At 67.7% G+C, this 18301-nt stretch carries 16 protein-coding genes; 13 read left to right on the top strand and 3 right to left on the bottom strand.

Annotated elements, in window-relative coordinates; translation table 11 throughout:
• Nucleotides 1-109: 109 nt before the first annotated feature.
• Nucleotides 110-949 carry an HAD family hydrolase gene (locus ACWEH3_RS04615; RefSeq protein ID WP_355073162.1) on the bottom strand — a complete coding sequence of 280 codons (840 nt, stop codon included), beginning with the start codon at nt 947-949 and terminating at the stop codon, nt 110-112.
• A gap of 155 nt (nt 950-1104) precedes the next feature.
• Here ACWEH3_RS04615 and ACWEH3_RS04610 point away from each other — a divergent pair, with 155 nt between their 5' ends.
• From ACWEH3_RS04610 to ACWEH3_RS04585, 6 genes are read left to right on the top strand one after another with little or no spacing between them, the layout of a single operon-like run.
• Entirely contained in the window at nt 1105-2082 is a 978-nt protein-coding gene (locus tag ACWEH3_RS04610; RefSeq protein WP_445110234.1) for an ABC transporter permease subunit, read from the top strand.
• Nucleotides 2079-2999: an ABC transporter permease gene (locus tag ACWEH3_RS04605; protein ID WP_355073166.1), complete on the top strand. Its 921-nt coding sequence runs from the start codon at nt 2079-2081 to the stop codon at nt 2997-2999. Before ACWEH3_RS04610 ends, ACWEH3_RS04605 begins: the two co-directional genes overlap by 4 nt.
• Nucleotides 2996-4846 (top strand): ABC transporter ATP-binding protein, encoded by a 1851-nt coding sequence (locus tag ACWEH3_RS04600; RefSeq protein WP_450016885.1) that lies wholly within the window; start codon nt 2996-2998, stop codon nt 4844-4846. Before ACWEH3_RS04605 ends, ACWEH3_RS04600 begins: the two co-directional genes overlap by 4 nt.
• A gap of 12 nt (nt 4847-4858) precedes the next feature.
• The gene (locus tag ACWEH3_RS04595; RefSeq protein WP_450016883.1) at nt 4859-6559 is read left to right on the top strand and encodes an ABC transporter family substrate-binding protein; all 1701 of its coding nucleotides are present in this window, start codon (nt 4859-4861) and stop codon (nt 6557-6559) included.
• A gap of 32 nt (nt 6560-6591) precedes the next feature.
• Nucleotides 6592-8271 (top strand): ABC transporter family substrate-binding protein, encoded by a 1680-nt coding sequence (locus tag ACWEH3_RS04590; protein ID WP_450016881.1) that lies wholly within the window; start codon nt 6592-6594, stop codon nt 8269-8271.
• Entirely contained in the window at nt 8268-8930 is a 663-nt protein-coding gene (locus ACWEH3_RS04585) for a hypothetical protein (RefSeq protein ID WP_450016879.1), read from the top strand. The genes ACWEH3_RS04590 and ACWEH3_RS04585 overlap by 4 nt, the downstream gene beginning before the upstream one ends.
• A 315-nt stretch (nt 8931-9245) precedes the next feature.
• Here ACWEH3_RS04585 and ACWEH3_RS04580 read toward each other — a convergent pair whose 3' ends face one another.
• Entirely contained in the window at nt 9246-9998 is a 753-nt protein-coding gene (locus ACWEH3_RS04580; protein WP_450016877.1) for a TetR/AcrR family transcriptional regulator, read from the bottom strand.
• A 105-nt stretch (nt 9999-10103) separates the two neighbouring features.
• On the opposite strand from ACWEH3_RS04580, the gene ACWEH3_RS04575 reads away from it, so the two are divergent.
• The 3 genes from ACWEH3_RS04575 to ACWEH3_RS04565 all read left to right on the top strand — a co-directional run bounded on the left by ACWEH3_RS04575 (nt 10104) and on the right by ACWEH3_RS04565 (nt 12870).
• Nucleotides 10104-11186 (top strand): alpha/beta fold hydrolase, encoded by a 1083-nt coding sequence (locus ACWEH3_RS04575; protein ID WP_450016875.1) that lies wholly within the window; start codon nt 10104-10106, stop codon nt 11184-11186.
• A gap of 221 nt (nt 11187-11407) precedes the next feature.
• Nucleotides 11408-12145 carry a FadR/GntR family transcriptional regulator gene (locus tag ACWEH3_RS04570; protein ID WP_450016873.1) on the top strand — a complete coding sequence of 246 codons (738 nt, stop codon included), beginning with the start codon at nt 11408-11410 and terminating at the stop codon, nt 12143-12145.
• Nucleotides 12146-12153: 8 nt separating this feature from the next.
• Nucleotides 12154-12870 (top strand): sterol desaturase family protein, encoded by a 717-nt coding sequence (locus tag ACWEH3_RS04565; RefSeq protein WP_450016871.1) that lies wholly within the window; start codon nt 12154-12156, stop codon nt 12868-12870.
• A 366-nt stretch (nt 12871-13236) separates the two neighbouring features.
• On the opposite strand, the gene ACWEH3_RS04560 is transcribed toward ACWEH3_RS04565, so the two are convergent.
• Nucleotides 13237-13791 (bottom strand): TetR/AcrR family transcriptional regulator, encoded by a 555-nt coding sequence (locus tag ACWEH3_RS04560; RefSeq protein ID WP_450016869.1) that lies wholly within the window; start codon nt 13789-13791, stop codon nt 13237-13239.
• Between the two features lie 119 nt (nt 13792-13910).
• Between ACWEH3_RS04560 and ACWEH3_RS04555 the strand changes: the two genes are divergently transcribed.
• The 4 genes from ACWEH3_RS04555 (at nt 13911) to ACWEH3_RS04540 (ending at nt 18240) form a co-directional block, all read left to right on the top strand.
• On the top strand, nt 13911-14657 hold the full coding sequence (locus ACWEH3_RS04555) for a carboxymuconolactone decarboxylase family protein (RefSeq protein WP_450016867.1): 747 nt from the start codon (nt 13911-13913) through the stop codon (nt 14655-14657).
• Nucleotides 14658-14791: 134 nt separating this feature from the next.
• Nucleotides 14792-14998, top strand: coding sequence for a heavy-metal-associated domain-containing protein (locus tag ACWEH3_RS04550; protein ID WP_450016865.1), 207 nt, complete (start codon nt 14792-14794; stop codon nt 14996-14998).
• 16 nt (nt 14999-15014) lie between these two features.
• A complete protein-coding gene (locus ACWEH3_RS04545) occupies nt 15015-15959 on the top strand; it encodes a hypothetical protein (RefSeq protein WP_450016863.1) in 945 nt (314 codons plus the stop codon).
• Nucleotides 15960-15993: 34 nt separating this feature from the next.
• The gene (locus ACWEH3_RS04540) at nt 15994-18240 is read left to right on the top strand and encodes a heavy metal translocating P-type ATPase (protein ID WP_450016861.1); all 2247 of its coding nucleotides are present in this window, start codon (nt 15994-15996) and stop codon (nt 18238-18240) included.
• Nucleotides 18241-18301: the final 61 nt, after the last annotated feature.

Genomic DNA, 18301 nt, shown 5'->3' with positions numbered 1-18301 from the left:
CTAGCGACCGCCGCTTGCTCCTTCGTCGCGTACGCGGCGGTCGCTCGGACGCGAGCCATAAGGGGGCCGCGAACACGCCGCGCCGCAGGCGCGGCAAATCGAACACAGCTCACACCCACCAGCGTTCGAGTACGCGCGCGACTCCGTCGTCGGTGTTCGATTCGGCGATCTCGTCGGCGGCGGCGAGGGCTTCGGGGTGGGCGTTGCGCATCGCGACACCGTGGCCGGCCATGGTCAGCATGGGGACATCGTTGGGCATGTCGCCGAACGCGACGATGGTCGATTCGTCCACGCCGAGCCGCTGGGCGACCACCGCCAGCCCCGCGGCCTTGGTGATGCCGGGCGCGGACAGTTCGATGAGCCCGTGCTCGGTCGAGTAGGTGATGTCGGCGCGTTCGCCGATCAGCGGCGCGAGCACCGTGCGCATGTCCGAGCTGCGCGCACCCGGCAGCCGGATCAGCATCTTGATGGCGGGCGCGTCGATCACCTCCTCCCTGGCGACCGAGGTGTCGTCGGGATTGAGCCAGGCGTGCTCGTACTGGGGCGAGCTGACGAACTGGGGCGTCACCGCGTCGTGCGCGCTCTCGCCGACGCGTTCGGCCGCGAGGCCGCAGCCCGGCAAGGCACGTTCGGCGACGTCGGCGAGCCAGGCGAGCGTCGGCACGTCCAACGTCATGCTGACCAGCACCCGGTCGGCGGCGCTGTCGTAGATCACCGCGCCGTTGCCGCACACGCACAGCGGCGCGTACCCGAGCCCCTGCACCACCGGGTCGATCCAGCGCGGCGGACGGCCCGTGGCCAGCACGAACGGCACACCGTCGGCGATCAGGGCGCCCACCGCCGCCTTCGTCCGCGCGGTCACCCGCTCGTCGTGATCGATGAGCGTGCCGTCCACATCGGTGGCGACCATCTTCGGTTTGGGGAGGTGCAGGGGCGTCACCCATTCCATCCTGCCGGACAACCTGCGGCTCGCGCCCGGCCACCGTGCTCGGATGTGCCCCGGACATGCCCGGATGTCGTGTGGCACGCGCGCCGCGAACCACGTCCTTATGATCGGGGGCTAATACCGACGCTGGCCCGTCCAGCCGAAAGACCAGAGGACTGATGACCGGCTTCCTGCTACGACGCGCGCTCAACTATGTCGTGCTGTTGCTGCTGGCTTCGTTCCTGACGTTCAGTTTGGCGTCCCTGACGTTCCGGCCGCTGGACAGTCTCGAACAACGCAATCCGCGCCCGCCACAGGCAGTGATCGACGCCAAAGCCGAGGAGCTGCACCTCAACGACCCGATCCCGGAGCGCTACATCACCTGGCTGAAGGGCATTCCGCACGGTGATTTCGGCACGACGCTGGCCGGTCAGCCGGTCAGCGAGGAGCTGCCGCGGCGGGTCGCGGTGAGTCTGCGGCTGCTGATCGTCGGCTCCCTGGTCGGCACGGTGCTCGGCGTGCTGATCGGCGCGGCGGGGGCGATCCGGCAGTACAAGTTCAGTGACTACTTCACCACGGTGGTGTCGCTATTGATCTTGAGCACGCCGGTGTTCCTGCTCGCGACGCTGCTGAAATACGGTGCGCTGGAGATAAACTCGCTCACCGGATCGCAGATCTTCCTCTACACCGGCGAGACGTCGGCGAACAAGATCGAAGGATTCGGGCCGCAACTGCTCGACCGCATCCAGCACCTCATCCTGCCCACCACCGCGCTGGCCCTCGGTGCGATGGCGGGCTACAGCCGCTACCAGCGCAACGCGATGCTCGACGTGCTGCAGAGCGATTTCATCCGCACCGCCCGCGCCAAGGGGCTCACCCGCAGCAAGGCGCTGTACAAGCACGGCCTGCGCACGGCGCTGATCCCGATGGCTACGCTGTTCGCCTACAGTCTCGGCGCCCTGATCACCGGCGCGACGTTCACCGAGAAGATCTTCGGCTGGCACGGCGTCGGCGAGTGGCTGGTCGACTCGATCAACGCCCAGGATCTGTACGTCGTGGTGACGGTCACCGCGTTCGCCGGCCTGGTCGTGCTGGTGTCGGGTCTGCTGTCCGACATCGTGTACGCGATTCTCGATCCAAGGGTGCGTGTGGGATGACCGAAGCCGAGATCATCGTCCAAGGCGCGCCCGAGGTCGCCGCGACCGGGCGGCGCAAGCTGGTCCTGCGGCGCTTCCTGCGCAACAAACCCGCCGTCGCGGGCGGCATCGTCCTCATCACGCTGTTCGTCGTCAGTTTCGCACTGCCGCCCTTCCTGCCCTACGACTACCAGCAGCTGGACTACACCGCCCTGCTCAAGCCGCCGAGCCCGGAACATCCGTTCGGCACCACCCAGATCGGTCAGGACGTCCTCGCGCAGACCCTGCGCGGATTGCAGAAGTCCCTGGTCATCGGCCTGTGCGTGGCGCTGTTGTCCACCACGATCGCCGCCACCGCCGGTTCACTCGCCGGACTGCTCGGCGGCTGGACCGACCGGGCGATCATGTGGCTGGTCGACCTGCTGCTGGTGGTCCCGAGCTTCATCATCATCGCGCTGTTCGCGCCGCGCACCAAGGGCAGCGGTTCCATTCTGCTGCTCATCCTCCTGCTGTCCTGCTTCGGCTGGATGATCTCGGCGCGGATCGTGCGCGGCCTGACGCTGAGCCTGCGTGATCGCGAATTCGTCCGGGCCGCGCGCTACATGGGGGCGCCCACCCGCACGGTGATCCTCAGCCACGTCATCCCGAACATCGCCTCGATCCTGATCATCGACACCACCCTCACCGTCGGCTCGGCGATCATGGCCGAAACGGGGCTGAGCTTCCTAGGTTTCGGCGTGCAGCCGCCGGACGTGTCGCTCGGCTCGCTGATCGCCGCGGGGACCAAATCAGCGTTGACTTATCCCTGGCTGTTCCTGTTCGCGGGTGGTCTGCTGATCATCACCGTGCTGTGCGCCAACCTCGTCGGTGACGGACTGCGCGACGCGTTCGATCCCGGCGCGAAGCGGGCTCGGTCGAAGAAGAAGGCGAAGGCATGACGACGACGACCTCCACCGCGCCACTGCTGGAGATCACCGATCTGCGGGTGTCCTTCCCCAGCGAGGAGGGCCGCATCGACGCGGTGCGCGGCGTCGACTACACGGTCTCCGACGGCGAAGTGCTCGCCATCGTCGGTGAATCCGGTTCGGGCAAGTCGGTGTCCTCGCTGGCGGTGATGGGATTGCTGCCGGAGCAGGCGCGGATCACCGGTTCCATCCGGTTCCGCGGACGCGAATTGCTCGGTCTGGGCGATCGCGAACTGTCCAAGCTGCGCGGCAGTTCCATCAGCATGGTGTTCCAGGACCCGCTCTCGGCGCTCACGCCGGTCTACCGGGTGGGCGATCAGATCGCCGAAGCCCTGCTGGCGCACGGCAAGGCGAGCAGAGGCGACGCCGCGAAGCGTGCGGTGGAGCTGCTCGACCTGGTCGGTATCCCGGACCCGGAAGTGCGGGCCAAGGCGTTTCCGCACGAATTCTCCGGTGGCCAGCGCCAGCGCGTCGTCATCGCGATGGCGATCGCGAACGACCCGGCGCTGATCATCTGCGACGAGCCGACCACCGCGCTGGACGTGACGGTGCAGAAGCAGATCCTCAATCTGCTGCGCAAAGCGCGCGACATCACCGGCGCGGGCGTCATCATGATCACCCACGACATGGGCATCGCCGCGACCCTGGCCGATCGGGTCGCCGTCATGTACGCGGGCAAGATCGTCGAAACCGCCACCGCGAGCGAGCTGTTCAACGCGCCGCGGATGCCGTACACCGTTGGTCTGCTCGGCTCGATCCCGCGCATGGACGGTCCGCCGCGGCGACCGCTGATCCCGATCGTCGGCGCCCCGCCCGCCATGCACGCGCTGCCGCCGGGCTGCTCGTTCGCACCGCGCTGCCCGGTGTCGATCGGCGAATGCCGGGCGGCGGAACCGCCGCTGGAGGCAGTCGAACCGGGCCATACCGCCGCCTGCATCCGCACCGCCGAGGTCGGCACCGACGAGCTGTTCGACGCCTATCGGCGCGAGATCGCCGAGCCGGAGGCCGAAGCGCGGGTGGAGTCGGACGTGGTTTTGCGGGTTTCGGACCTGGTGAAGGTCTTCCCGATCACCTCCGGTGTGGTGCTGCGCCGCCGCAAGGGGGAGATCAGGGCGGTCGACGGCATCAGCTTCGAGGTCCGCGGCGGGCGCACCTTGGCGCTGGTCGGTGAGTCCGGCTCCGGCAAATCGACCACCCTCACCCAGATCCTCGATCTGGTCCCGCCGCAATCGGGCGCCATCGAGATCATGGGCAACGACGTCGGATCCCTGAGCAAGGCGCGCAAACGGGAGATCCGCCGCAAGATGCAGATCGTCTTCCAGGACCCCACCGCCTCCCTCGATCCCCGCCTGCCGATCTTCGACGCCCTCGCCGAGCCGTTGCGCATCGACGGGCGGCCGCGAGCCGAGATCGCCCACCGGGTACCGGAACTGCTCGAAAAGGTGGGTCTGCGCCCGGAACACGCCGACCGTTACCCCGGCGACTTCTCCGGCGGCCAGAAACAGCGCATCAGCATCGCCCGCGCACTCGCGCTGGACCCGGAGCTACTGGTGCTGGACGAGCCGGTCTCCTCGCTGGACGTCTCGATCCAGGCGGGTGTGCTGAACCTGCTACGCGACCTGCAGACCGAGCGCGGCCTCTCCTATCTGTTCGTCTCACACGATCTGTCCGTGGTGCGGAACCTGGCCCACGACATCGCGGTCATGTATCGCGGGAAGATCGTGGAGTACGGCCCGGCGGAGCAGATTTTCGCCGCCCCGCAACACGAGTACACGCGGGCGCTGATCGACGCGGTGCCGGTGCCGGCAGTCAGCAGATAGTAGGAGGGCGCGATGCGGATCCGATCCATCCGGGGCTGTGGTCGCCCGCGCTCGGCGCGCTGGGCGATTCCCGTCGTCGCGCTCGGACTCGTGGTCGCCGGGTGCGGCGCGGACGGCGCCGAGTCGGCGACCGGCCTGTCCGACGAGCTCGGCACGACCAGCGACATCAATCCGAAAAGCCCCGACGAGCTGCGCGAAGGCGGAAATCTCCGGCTGGCCGCCACAACGTTCCCAGCGAACTGGAACACGCTGTCCAACGACGGGAACGACGGCGAGATCGCGGACATCGAGCGGCCGCTGATGCCGCGCGCGTTCACCACCGACGCCGCGGGCCGGCTCACGGTCGACACCGACTACTTCACCGACGTCCAGCTCACCGGCACCGATCCACAGCAGGTCACCTACACCATCAACCCGAAGGCGGTGTGGTCCGACGGCGTCCCGATCACGTGGGAGGACATCCGTTCCCAGGCGAACGCGCTCAGCGGCGCGGACAAGCGCTTTCTGATCGCCATCACCAGCGGGTTCGACCGAGTCGAGAAGGTAGAGCGCGGCGTCGACGACCGGCAAGCCGTCGTCACGTTCAAGCAGCACTACGCGGAATGGCGTGGCCAGTTCGCCGGGAACATGGCGCTGTTCCCCAAGTCGGTGACCGCCGATCCGGAGACGTTCAACCACAGCCTGGTCGACCATATGGGTCCGACGGCAGGCCCATTCGTGATCGAGTCCACCGACCGCGGCCAAGGCCGCATCGTCTTGGCACGCAACCCGAAATGGTGGGGCGATCGGCCGAAGCTGGACACCATCACCTACAGCGTGCTCGATCGAGCCGCGTGGGTCGGCGCGCTGCAGAACAACGAACTCGACGCGGTGCGGCTGAGCACTATCGATGACGTCAAGACCGTCCGCAGCACCTCGGGCATGGTCGTGCGCCGGGCGCCGGGTAATCGCTGGCGCCACATCACATTCAACGGCGCCGCCGGCTCCATCCTCGCCGATCCGAAACTGCGCGTGGCCATCTCGAAGGCCATCGACCGCCAGGGCATCGCCACCGCCACCCAGAACGGTCTGGTGGAGCACCCTCAGCCGTTGAACAATCACATCTTCCTGCAAGGACAGGAGGGTTATCGAGACAACAGCCTCGGCTACGACGCCGCCGCCGCGGCGAAGGAACTCGACGATCTGGGCTGGAGACTCAACGGTGACGTCAGGGAGAAGGACGGGCGCAAGCTGGTCGTCCGCGACGTCATGTACAACGACCCCACGTGGGTACAGATCGCCCAGATCATTCAACAGAACCTGGCCGCCGTCGGTGTCGGGCTGGTGATCGATACCAAGCCGGGCGCGGGCTACTTCACCGAGGTCATCCAGCCCGGAGATTTCGATGCCGCGCAATTCGTGTTCTCCGGCGACGCGTTCCCGCTCAGCAGCATGCCGCAGATCTACGCCTTTCACCCCGACGATCTGCAGGGCAACTACGGTCGCATCGGGTCTCCGGAACTGAACGCCTTGATCGATCGCGCCCTCTCCGAGCTGGACCCGGCGAAGGCCATCGAGCTGGCCAACCAGGTCGACCGCGCGGTCTTCCAAGAGGGCCATTCCCTGCCGCTGACCCAGTCCGAGGGTAATTTCGGCGTCCGCGGCGACATCGCCAACTACGGGTCTCCCGGGCTTGCGTCGTACGACTACACCAAGATCGGTTTCCTGAAGTAGACACGCAGCAGCGCTGCGGGAAGGAGCGAACCATGCGGATTCGTTCACTGACGACACGACTGGCGATAGCCGCCGTCGCGATCGGGTTGGTGGCTTCCGGGTGTAGCTCGGACGAGGAGGGCGCGCCCGCGGGCTCGGCCGCCGAACTCGGCACCACCAACGACATCAACCCGCACGATGTCAGCGAGCTGCGCGAAGGCGGTAACCTCCGGCTGGCGATTTCGGCGTTGCCCGCGAATTGGAACGCCTTGTCCAACGACGGCAACGACGCCGAGACCGGCGCCATCGAACGGCCGATGCTGCCGCGCGCGTTCCGCACCAACGCGGCGGGCGAGCTCTCGGTCAACACCGACTACTTCACCGACGTACAGCTGACCAAGACCGATCCGCAGCAGGTCACCTACACGATCAATCCCAAGGCGGTGTGGTCCGACGGCACCCCGATCACCTGGGAGGACATCCAGTCCCAGGCGAACGCGCTCAGTGGCGCCGACAAGTCGTTCCTGATCGCCAACAACAGTGGGTTCGATCGGGTCGAGAAGGTCGAGCGCGGCGTCGACGACCGGCAGGCGATCATCACGTTCAAGCAGCACTACGCCGAGTGGCGCGGGCAGTTCGCGGGCAATACATTCCTGTTCCCGAAGTCCGTCACGGCTACTCCCGCGGCGTTCAACAAGGGTTTGGTCGACGGCATCACGCTGACCGCGGGGCCGTTCCTCGTGCAGTCCACCGATAGGGCACAGGGACGTATCGTCCTCGGCCGCAACCCCAAGTGGTGGGGCGACACACCCAAGCTCGACACGATCACCTTCAGCGTGCTCGACTCCTCCGCGCAACTGCCCGCGTTGCAGAACAACGAGATCGACGCGGTGGGCCTCGGCACCCGCGACGAACTGCGCACGGCGCGAAACACGCCGGGGATCGCCATCCGGCGGGCGCCGGGCAACAGCTGGAACCACTTCACCTTCAACGGCGCCCCCGGTTCCATCCTCGCGGATCCGAAATTGCGCGTCGCGATCTCGAAGGCCATCGACCGGCAGGGCATCGTCACCGCCATCCAGAACGGCCTGGTGGAGCATCCGAAGCCGCTGAACAACCATGTGTACCTCCAGGGCCAGGCGGGTTACCAGGACAACAGCCTCGGCTTCGATCCCGCCGCCGCGGCGAAGGAACTCGACGACCTGGGCTGGAAGCTCAACGGCGATGTCCGGGAAAAGGACGGCCGCAAACTCGAGATCCGCGACGTCATGTACCAGGAGGACACCTGGGTGCAGATAGCGCAGATCATCCAGCAGAACCTGGCCTCGATCGGGGTCAAGCTGAACATCGAAACCAAGCCGGGCAAGGGCTTCTTCACCGAGGTGATCCAGCCGGGCAACTTCGACGTGGGCCAGTGGACCTGGGTGGGTGACCCGTTCCCGCTCGGCAGCCTCAACCAGATCTACGGATACAACCCGAACGATCTGCAGGGCAACTACGGTCGCATCGGATCGCCGGAACTGAACTCGCTGATCGAGCAGACGGTTTCCGAACTCGACCCGAACAAGGCCAGGGAACTGGCGAACCAGGTCGACCGCAAGGTATTCGAGGAAGGCCACTCGCTGCCCCTGATGCAGTCCGCAGGCAATCTCGCGGTGCGCGCCGACCTGGCCAACTATGGCGCACCCGGCCTGGCGTCCTACGACTACACGAAAGTCGGCTTCTTGAAGTGAGTTCCGGACTGGGCCATCCGCTGGCCTATCCGATCAACGTGACGATCGGCGCCCTCGCGGTCTGTGCCGCTTGGGCGCCGTTCGGCACTCTGGATCAGGTGGCGGCGATCGCGGCCGTCGCGCTCGGCGTCTGCGGGTACACCGGGTATCGGCTCGCCCTCGCATTCGGCATACTCCGATTCAGTCGTCCGCCCAGCGCGCCGACCGTTCGGGTTGCCCGCATCCGTCAGCAGCATCGCTTGGTCGGCCGGTCGTGGTTGGAGGTGGGCGGCACAGGTCGCCCGCGGTGGGTTCCGGTGTACTTCGATCCCGCGCTGGTCACTCTCACCGAAACCGAGGGGGAACTCACCGACCGCACGATTCACGTCGCGGGACGACGCCTCTACCCGTCCGGCCGCATGCGCGACGTCGAACCGCCCGGTCGTCTCATCGATAACCCCAGCCGCCCCGACCCCGGCGCACCCGTCCACATCGCGAAGGCCACCCGCCTGCGGCGCCGCCTCCTGCTCGACTCCCAATCCACCGTCGCCGCCCCCATCGCCGCCCTCCTGTGGGTCTACCTCGACGGCGGCGGCTTCTCGGTCTTCCTTGCCGCCACCACCATCGCCGCCGCCTGCACGATCTGGCTCTCCGCCGTGCAGGGCTCCGACCCCACCTGAATCGCCGGCCAAGAGCACCGCAGCGCCGAGCACTCGCGCGCGGCCGTCCGCTCCGTGAAACCACACGCCACCTCGCGAAAGTGCCCATGCGCCAGGCGCGCATCGACGTCCATCAGTGTCCGTTCCGCGTGAACTTTTCGGATTGCGCAGCGGCTGACCTGCGGCCCGGAGTGTTCGGATCTCCCCTGCGGATTGAGGGATCTCGGCCGGGCACAGACCGGCGTCGGACTCGAACACCGCCACATCGACCGACTCGCCGACGGCGAGGCCATTCACGACACCGTTGTCTCGGACGGGGCGGCGGCAGAAGCGATGTCATTTCCCGCCGTGGTCGATGAGCATCTGGACGCCGTCGAGTATGCGCTCGAGGCCGAATTCGAGCGGGTCGGCAATAGCCTCCGGCGCGAACGCGCCCTCGGCGATGGCTTTGGTCAGGGCGGGGAAACGGTCGGCGTGGCGGTCGAGTAGATCGCCGGTGAGGCGGTTCCATTCCTCGTCGTGGCTCTCATCGAAGTCGGCCATCTGCTGGGCGTGGTTGCGCACCAGAGCGACGATCAGGAGGAAGACCTGATGCCGTTGGGCGGCGGTCAGGCCGGTCGGCTCCAGAACCGCCAGTGCGGCGTCCAGCCAAGCGAGTTGGGCCGGCCCCATGCGCTGACGACGCATCGCGGTCGCGGCGAGTAACCAGGGATGGTTCTGGTACACCTCCGATGACCGGCGGGCCCACTGCGAGAGCCGGAGCCGCCATCCGCTGCCGACAACCGACAGATCGGGACAATCGGTCAGTACGGCTTCGACCATCAGCTCAACGAGTTCGGTTTTACCGGGCACGTAGCGGTAGAGCGCCATCGCCGAGACGCCGAACTCGGCGGCGACCTTATTCATCGACACGGCGTCCAAGCCCTCGGCATCGGCGAGTGCCACCGCGACCTCCGCGATGCCGCGGGGCGAAAGCTTGGGCTTGGGCCCACGGGTGCGCCGCTCCTGCTCCCCCCACAGCAATGCCACGCTCGCCCGCAGGTCACGTGCCTTTTCCTTACCTTCTCGGGCAGCGTCTGTCCTGGCCATGACAGTCCTTTCTGGTGGTTACCGGCGGATGGGTTGACACCCACCTCCAATTGTATATACCTTAAACCTAACTGCTGACGGCATAAACAGTTTAGGGAGATAACAATGCTTACGACCATCGTCCTCGCCGCCATCGTCGCTGCCGCTGCCGCGCCCGTTGCCGGGCTGCTCGGCCACCGGCAGCTCAGGCGTGCGGCCAACGCCAAGCGGCTGCGCATCACCACGGCGAACGGCATCGACGAGTCCGGCTTCATCCGCATCGGCGGTATCGACCAGTGGATCTCGATCCGCGGCGACGACCTGCGCAATCCGGTTATCGTCGAAATCCACGGCGGCCCCGGCGCTTCCAACCTCGTCTTCGCCCCACGCACCCGCGGCTGGGAGAAACACTTCACCATCGTGCGGTGGGATATGCGCGGCGCCGCCAAGACTTTCGGCCGCACCGCGCCGGACGGACAGGGTGAGATGAGCCTGGAGCGGTGGTACCGCGACGCCCTCGAGGTCACCGAGCATGTACGGGCCCGGCTCGGCGTCGAGAAGGTCCTGCTGGTCGCCAACTCCTTCGGCACCGTTGTCGGGCTGCGCTTGGCCCGCAACCACCCTCAGCTGTACAGCGGTTACGTCGGCGCCGACCAGAACATCAACGCCGGCGGGCGCAACCATTCGGCATACAACGCACTGGTGAGCCGGCTGCAGCAGGCCGGAAAACGTAAAGAGCTGGCCACGGTCACCGGCATGGGTGCCGACAAGTCAGCGTGGTCCGCCGAGCAGTTGGCGGAGTACAACAGGCTCGTCGTCACCACTGATCCGCTCACCTACGACACCATAAAGACCGTGGTGATCCGCTCGCTGTGGTTCTCACCGCTGCACACGCTCGGCGAACTGCGCACCTACTTCAAAGGCATGACCTTCTCCGAGCGATTTGCACCCGAGGCCGTGACGATCGACGAATGGACCGAGGGCACCACATTCGATATCCCACTGTTCATCTTCCAGGGCGACCAAGACGCCCTCACCCCGCCCGAACCGGCCAAGCGGTTCTTCGACGATGTCACCGCGCCGGTCAAGCACTTCGCGCTGATCGAAGACGCCAGCCACTTCGCCTCCTTCCGCCACCCCGACCAGTTCCTCGACCTGATGCTCACCAAGGTCCGCCCCACCCTCACCGCCCCGCCGACCCATCGGTGACAACGGACATCCCGCGACCACGCTCACCACATGCGAAACCCCTGAGCCACAAGAGCTTCAGGGGTTTCGCACTGTCATGGTCACGCGGCCACGGATCAGACGGCGAGCCGACCGCGATCCAACACTTGCGCACCGCCCATCCGTCGGCCAACGCCAGCTCCTTGAGACCGGAATTGGTCTGACCACTTGACCTCCCGACCACCGAGGCGCACAGTAGAGGCATGGCGTTGCAACCTGTGGTCAAGCGATCGGTGTCGGCGGACGTGTTCGAGCAGATCGCCGCGGATGTGCTCAGCGGTGAGCTGGCGCCCGGGGCGACCTTGCCCAGTGAGCGGCAGTTGGCGGAGGCACTCGGGGTGTCCCGGCCCGCGGTGCGGGAAGCCTTGCAGCGGCTGGCCGCGGCCGGGCTGGTGGCGGTGCGCCAGGGAGACGCGACGACCGTGCTGGACTATCGACGCGGCGCGGGGCTCGAGGTTCTGCCCAGGCTGCTGGTGCAGGCCGGGGAACTGGACCCGTCGGTCGCACGCAGCATTCTGGAGGCCCGCTTGCACAACGGGCCGAAGGTGGCGGAGCTGGCCGCGCGCCGGGTCGGCGCGATCGGCGCGGGCGAGGTTCGTCCCCTGCTGGACGCTTCCCTCGAAGCGCTTGCCGCCGAACAGGATCCGATCGCACAGCAACGACATGCGATGGAGTTCTGGGATCACGTCGTGGACGCGGCCGACTCGATCGTGTTCCGGCTGATGTTCAACATGTTGCGCGCCGCCTATGAACCGGCGCTCGCGGCGCTGGCCCCGATCATGTCCGCCGAGGTGGGCAACGTCGAGGCATACCGCGAACTGGCCGCCGCCATCGCCGCGGGCCGGCCGCAGAAGGCCGCCGGCACCGCTCGGGCGCTGCTCGAGCCGGCGACCACCGCCCTGATCGAGGTCCTCGGCGGACCGCCGGTCACGCACAGCTAGGAACGATCATGACCAAACCGAAAGCATCCGAACACGCTTCGATCGACACGGACGCACGGGCGCGGGTACGCAGGGATGAGCGGGCGCTGCGGCGCGGACTCACCCTCGGCCAGGCATTCGAAGAATTCCTCCGCCACCCCTCGCCGTGGATGATCGGGACCACGCTGGTGGGCGCGCTGATCGCTCGCGTCCTCGTCGGCGATTGGCAGCTCACCGATCTGCTGGTCCCCGCCGTGATGCTGGCGGCGTTCCCGGTCTTCGAGTGGATCGTGCACGTCACGGTGTTGCATTGGCGGCCACGGCGGCTCGGCCCGATCGCACTCGACAGCGAACTGGCCCGCAAGCACCGCGAGCACCACGTGGATCCGCGCGACATCCCGCTGATCTTCATCCCGACGAAAACGCTGGCAGCGCTGGTCGTGGTGTTGATCGCGCTGGCGGCCTTCGCCTTCCCCCGTTCGGGCCTCGGCCTGACCTTTCTGATCACCATCACCCTGCTCGGCCTGGGCTACGAGTGGACGCACTACCTGATCCACACCGACTACAAGCCGAAACGTTCGCTCTACCGGGCGGTTTGGCGCAACCATCGCCACCACCACTACAAGAACGAGCACTACTGGTTCACGGTCACCAGTTCCGGCACCGCCGACCGCCTCTTCGGCACCTACCCCGACCCGGCCACGACCGACACCTCACCCACGGCCCGCAACCTGCACTCCGCCTGATTCCAGCAGGTGCCGCCCCGCGATAAGTCAGCCGGGGCGGCACCCGGCGCGCGTACCCACGACCGCACTTCCCGCACCGGGCATTCGGACCGCTGCGACCAAGGCGGTCCGGCGACGACTCCACCGGGTGGCACGCCGGTGAGCTCGCCCAACGGCCGCAGTCGCCACGACGCCGACAGCGACGGGTCCGCGATGACTACCCCGGGCGCCGCTCAGCGATCCGGGTGGCCTCGTCACAACGCCGACCGTCTCGCGACGAGTTCATGAAGCAAACAGGTCCGTAGCCGAGAAGCGGGTACACGCCACGGGCCCGATCACCGCGAGCGAGTAGACCCCGCATGCAAATCGGCGGTAGTACGCCAACTCTCACCGCCTCGCGAGCAGACGCTCCGCGATCGTGCGCGCACGATGGGCCGCTTCCGGAGTTCCCTCACGGACCGCGGTGACGATCGCCCCGTCGACCAGCAGCGCGAGTTCGGCGGCCAGCTCCTCAGCGTCGGATCGTCCCGCTTCGGTGAGCAGTTCGTTCAGGTATTCGATCACCCGGCGCTTGTGGCGATCGGCGACCTGATGGGCGGCGCTCTCTCGATCGGCCACCTCGACCATGGTGTTGATGAACGCGCAGCCGCGAAAGTCGCTGCGGGCGAACCGTTCGGCCAGAGCGTCGAAGACCGCGAGCGGGCGGGCGGCCGGGTCGACGGTTTGTTCGACCGATTCGCGCAGCCAGTCCAGCCACCGGCGGTCGCGATCCTCCAGCACCGCGACGACCAAGTCGTCCTTGCTCGCGAAGTGGCGATAGAAGGAAGCCCGGCCGACGCCGGACTCCTGGAGCAAGCGATCGATGCCTACGGCACGAATGCCTTCGGCATAGAACAGCTCCTCCGCCGTGGTGAGCAAACGTTGCTTGGCCTGGGTTGGCATGACTCCACGTTAGCAGAACGGAACCGAGCAGTACCATCTCACTTGACCCAGACGGAACCGCTCAGTACCGTATTTATTCGGCACCGATCGGTACCATATTGTTCGAGCTGGAGGCTTCGATGTCCCGCCTGCCCCTTGTGTCCACCGACTCCGCCGACGCCGAGCAGTCCGATCTGCTCGCCGAGGTGCAGCGCCAGTTGGGCCGGGTCCCGAATCTCTACGCCGCGATGGCGAACAGCCCGGCCACCCTGCGCGGATACCTGGACCTGCGCGACGCGCTGACCAAGGGAAAGCTCTCCGCCCGGGTGCGCGAGCAACTCGCCCTGCTGGTCGCCAGCGAGAACGGCTGCGACTACTGCACCGCCGCGCACACCATGCGCGCCGACCGGATGGGCTTCACCGAGCAGGCGATCGCCGACACCCGCGCGGCGCGGGCCGACGACCCGCACGCCGACGCGATCCTGCGCGTCGCCCGTGACATGCTCCGCTCCCGCGGCCGGCTCGACGACGCCGGCCTCGCCTCGGCGCGCGCCCGTGGCGTCAGCGACGCCGAACTGAGCGAGATCGTCGGCCATGTCGCACTGAACGTCTTGTCGAACTACTTCAACCATGTCGCCGAGCCAGAGCTCGACTTCCCGCCCGCGGCACCGACGAAAGGCACGGCGATGGAAGCGAAATGGCGGCCCGCGAGCAGGGTTGTCCTGGTCGAGGGTTACTCCCTGGTGGACCGTGAAGGCCGGGCCGCACGCACCGTCGACGACGTCCACATCGCGATCGAGGGCGGATTCCTACACGTCAAGGTATCGGACTCGGCCGATGTGCAAGTGGTCTCGGCACCCGCCGTCGCGCTGGTGACCTACCGCTGATCCCGACCCACACAGCCCGGTCCGCGACTCGTCGCGGGCCGGGCTTTCGTCTGCGCGACGACTTGACATCTTGATACCCTAGGGGGGTAGGGTAGAGATCGAGAAACAGCCGAACCAGCAGGAGGACACCGACCATGAGCACCACCGCCGTGACCGTCACCGGCATGACCTGCGGCGGCTGCGCCGCATCGGTCCGCACCGAGATCGGCCGCATCTCCGGCGTCGAGTCGGTGGCCGTCGACCTCGCCGACGGACTGGTGACCGTCGAGAGCGCGACCCCGATCGAACGCGCCGAACTCGCCGCGGCGGTGGTTCGCGCCGGCTACGCGGTCGTCGGCTGACGGACGGAGCACTCCGATGAACGCAATCATCAAATTCGGCGGTTTCGCCCTCGGCCTCGCCGCGGTCTTCGGGATCGCCCTCGCGGCCGGTGCGACAATCGGGCCGGAGCCCACCGAACCCGCCGCCCACGACTCGAACGCACACGGCACCGCCCAAGGCGAGGACCACGCACTACCTGGAGGAATGGTGGCGACCGACCGCGGCTACACCTTGCGGCTGGACACCACCCGAGCCACCGCCGCGGCGAACGTACCGCTGCGCTTCACCATCCTCGACCGGGACGGAAAGCCCGTCACCCGCTACGTGCGCAGCCACGAGAAGGATCTGCACCTGATCGTCGTGCGCCGGGACATGGCCGCCTTCCAGCACGTGCACCCGGTGCTCGGCGCCGACGGGACCTGGAGCGTCCCACTCGACCTCAGCCGCGCCGGTGACTATCGCGTGTTCGCCGACTTCACTCCGCAGGGCGGCGAGAACCTGACACTCGGCGCGGACCTGCTGGTGGCGGGCGTCTACGACCCCCAGCAGCTGCCCGCGGCGACCTCCACCACCAACGTCGGCGACTACACCGTCACGCTGGACGGCGCCGCAGTTCCGGGTCGGGCTTCCAAGGTGACGCTGTCGGTGAGCCGCGCGGGCAAGCCGGTGACCGACCTACAGCCCTACCTCGGCGCTTACGGCCATCTGGTGGCCCTGCGCGCCGCCGACCTGGGCTATCTGCACGTCCATCCGGAAGGCCACCCCGGCGACGGCGTGACCGCGGCCGGACCGGGCATCACCTTCGCCGTCACGGCGCCGAGCGCGGGCGACTACCGCCTGTTCCTCGACTTCCAGCACGAGGGCGTGGTCCGCACCGCCGAATTCACCTTGGCCGTCGCGCCGGGTACCCCCGCCGTAGACGTCTCGAGCCACAACGAACACACTGGTCAGCAGCAGGCGCCGGACGGCCACGTGCACTGACCCGCCGACCGCCGCACAGAACGGAGCACCCACGATGACCACCGCGACACAACCGCCGCCCTCCGGGCAGGTCGAACTCGTGATCGGTGGAATGACCTGCGCGTCCTGCGCCGCCCGGATCGAGAAGAAACTCAACAAGCTCGACGGCGTCACCGCGACCGTGAACTACGCCACCGAGAAGGCCCGGGTGGACGTCACCGGTGACGTCTCGCCGGACGACCTGATAGCCACCGTCGAACAAGCGGGCTACACCGCCGTCCTGCCCGCGCCCCCGAAGCCGCAAGAAATCGCCGCCGAGGAAGATCCCGCGGCGAGCCTGCGCACCCGACTGCTGACCTCTGTGGCGCTGTCAGTGCCGGTGATCGCCATGGCGATGATCCCGGCCTTGCAGTTCACCAACTGGCAGTGGCTGTCGCTGACCTTGGCCGCGCCGGTCGTGGTGTGGGGCGCGCTGCCGTTCCACCGCGCGGCGTGGACCAATCTGCGCCACGGCGCCGCGACCATGGACACCCTGATCTCGATGGGGACGCTGGCCGCACTGGGCTGGTCGCTGTACGCCTTGTTCTGGGGCACCGCGGGCAGGCCGGGCATGACGCACCCGTTCGAGTTCACCATCTCGCGGATGGACGGCACCGGCAGCATCTACCTGGAGGCCGCGGCGGGTGTCACCACGTTCATCCTGGCCGGGCGCTTCTTCGAGGCGCGCGCCAAACGGCGGGCGGGTGCGGCGCTGCGGGCCTTGCTCGAGCTGGGGGCCAAGGAGGTCTCGGTTCTGCGCAACGGAACCGAGCTGCGCATTCCCGTGGAGCAGCTGACGGTCGGCGACCGGTTCGTCGTGCGGCCGGGCGAGAAGATCGCCACCGACGGCGTCGTGGTGGAAGGTTCCTCGGCCGTCGACGCCTCGATGCTCACCGGTGAGTCCGTCCCGGTGGAGGTCGGCACGGACGACGCCGTGGTCGGCGCGACCGTCAACGTGGGCGGCCGGATCGTGGTGCGCGCCACCAGGATCGGTTCCGACACACAGCTGGCACAGATGGCGAAGCTCGTCGAGGACGCGCAGACCGGCAAGGCACAGGCGCAACGGCTGGCCGATCGGATCTCCGGGATCTTCGTGCCGATCGTCATCGCGCTGTCGGTCGCGACGCTCGGATTCTGGCTCGGCACCGGCGGTTCGGTGGCCGCGGCGTTCACCGCGGCGGTGGCGGTGCTGATCATCGCCTGCCCGTGCGCGCTCGGACTGGCCACGCCGACCGCGCTGATGGTCGGCACGGGACGCGGCGCGCAACTGGGCATCCTGATCAAGGGTCCCGAGGTGCTGGAGTCGACCCGGCGGGTGGACACGATCGTGCTGGACAAGACCGGCACCGTCACCGCGGGCAAGATGACGCTGCTCGATGTCGTCGCGGCCGAGGGTGAGCAGGCCGAACGGATTCTGGAACTGGCCGGGGCACTGGAGGATTCCTCCGAGCACCCGATCGCCCAGGCCATCGCCAAGGGCGCCCGCGAGCGGGTGGGTGAGCTGAAGCCGGTCGAGGATTTCGCGAACGTCGAGGGCCTGGGCGTGCAGGGCACGATTGACGGGCACGCGGTGGTCGTCGGCCGCGCGCGGCTGCTCGCCGACTGGTCACAGCATCTCGACGACGACCTGACCCGGGCGATGGGCGCGGCCGAAGCCGAAGGAAAGACCGCCGTCGCGGTCGGCTGGGACGGCGAGGCGCGCGGTGTGCTCGTGGTGGCCGACGCGGTAAAACCCACCTCGGCCGAGGCGATTTCCCAGCTGCGCGCTCTCGGGCTCACCCCGATCATGCTGACCGGCGACAACCGGGCCGCCGCCGGCGCGATCGCCGCACAAGTCGGCATCGATGAGGTGATCGCGGAGGTGCTGCCGCAGGACAAGGTCGACACCGTCAAGCGGTTGCAGGCCGAGGGCAAAGTTGTCGCGATGGTCGGCGACGGTGTGAACGACGCCGCGGCACTGGCCCAGGCCGACTTGGGCCTGGCCATGGGCACCGGCACCGACGTGGCCATCGAGGCGGGCGATCTGACCTTGGTCCGCGGCGACCTGCGGGCGGCGGCGGACGCGATCCGCCTGTCCCGCCGCACCCTCACGACGATCAAAGGCAACCTGTTCTGGGCCTTCGCCTACAACGTGGCCGCGATCCCGCTGGCCATGGCGGGATTGCTGAACCCGATGCTCGCGGGCGCCGCGATGGCGTTCTCCTCGGTCTTCGTGGTGAGCAACAGCCTGCGGTTGCGTGGCTTCCGCTCGACAGCGAACTGACGAGCGCACCGGACGGGGCGGCACGCGTCGTGTCGTCCGGGGCGTCATGAGCAACCTACTC

The sequence above is a fragment of the Nocardia sp. NPDC004718 genome (assembly GCF_053601535.1).
This window is presented reverse-complemented; position numbering and strand designations above follow the sequence as displayed.

What these genes read in the sequence shown, in the direction of transcription:
- ACWEH3_RS04615 (WP_355073162.1), bottom strand. Translation starts at nt 949, where the DNA reads ATGGAATGGGTGACGCCCCTGCACCTCCCCAAACCGAAGATGGTCGCC.
- ACWEH3_RS04610 (WP_445110234.1), top strand. Translation starts at nt 1,105, where the DNA reads ATGACCGGCTTCCTGCTACGACGCGCGCTCAACTATGTCGTGCTGTTG.
- ACWEH3_RS04605 (WP_355073166.1), top strand. Translation starts at nt 2,079, where the DNA reads ATGACCGAAGCCGAGATCATCGTCCAAGGCGCGCCCGAGGTCGCCGCG.
- ACWEH3_RS04600 (WP_450016885.1), top strand. Translation starts at nt 2,996, where the DNA reads ATGACGACGACGACCTCCACCGCGCCACTGCTGGAGATCACCGATCTG.
- ACWEH3_RS04595 (WP_450016883.1), top strand. Translation starts at nt 4,859, where the DNA reads ATGCGGATCCGATCCATCCGGGGCTGTGGTCGCCCGCGCTCGGCGCGC.
- ACWEH3_RS04590 (WP_450016881.1), top strand. Translation starts at nt 6,592, where the DNA reads ATGCGGATTCGTTCACTGACGACACGACTGGCGATAGCCGCCGTCGCG.
- ACWEH3_RS04580 (WP_450016877.1), bottom strand. Translation starts at nt 9,998, where the DNA reads ATGGCCAGGACAGACGCTGCCCGAGAAGGTAAGGAAAAGGCACGTGAC.
- ACWEH3_RS04575 (WP_450016875.1), top strand. Translation starts at nt 10,104, where the DNA reads ATGCTTACGACCATCGTCCTCGCCGCCATCGTCGCTGCCGCTGCCGCG.
- ACWEH3_RS04570 (WP_450016873.1), top strand. Translation starts at nt 11,408, where the DNA reads ATGGCGTTGCAACCTGTGGTCAAGCGATCGGTGTCGGCGGACGTGTTC.
- ACWEH3_RS04565 (WP_450016871.1), top strand. Translation starts at nt 12,154, where the DNA reads ATGACCAAACCGAAAGCATCCGAACACGCTTCGATCGACACGGACGCA.
- ACWEH3_RS04560 (WP_450016869.1), bottom strand. Translation starts at nt 13,791, where the DNA reads ATGCCAACCCAGGCCAAGCAACGTTTGCTCACCACGGCGGAGGAGCTG.
- ACWEH3_RS04555 (WP_450016867.1), top strand. Translation starts at nt 13,911, where the DNA reads ATGTCCCGCCTGCCCCTTGTGTCCACCGACTCCGCCGACGCCGAGCAG.
- ACWEH3_RS04550 (WP_450016865.1), top strand. Translation starts at nt 14,792, where the DNA reads ATGAGCACCACCGCCGTGACCGTCACCGGCATGACCTGCGGCGGCTGC.
- ACWEH3_RS04545 (WP_450016863.1), top strand. Translation starts at nt 15,015, where the DNA reads ATGAACGCAATCATCAAATTCGGCGGTTTCGCCCTCGGCCTCGCCGCG.
- ACWEH3_RS04540 (WP_450016861.1), top strand. Translation starts at nt 15,994, where the DNA reads ATGACCACCGCGACACAACCGCCGCCCTCCGGGCAGGTCGAACTCGTG.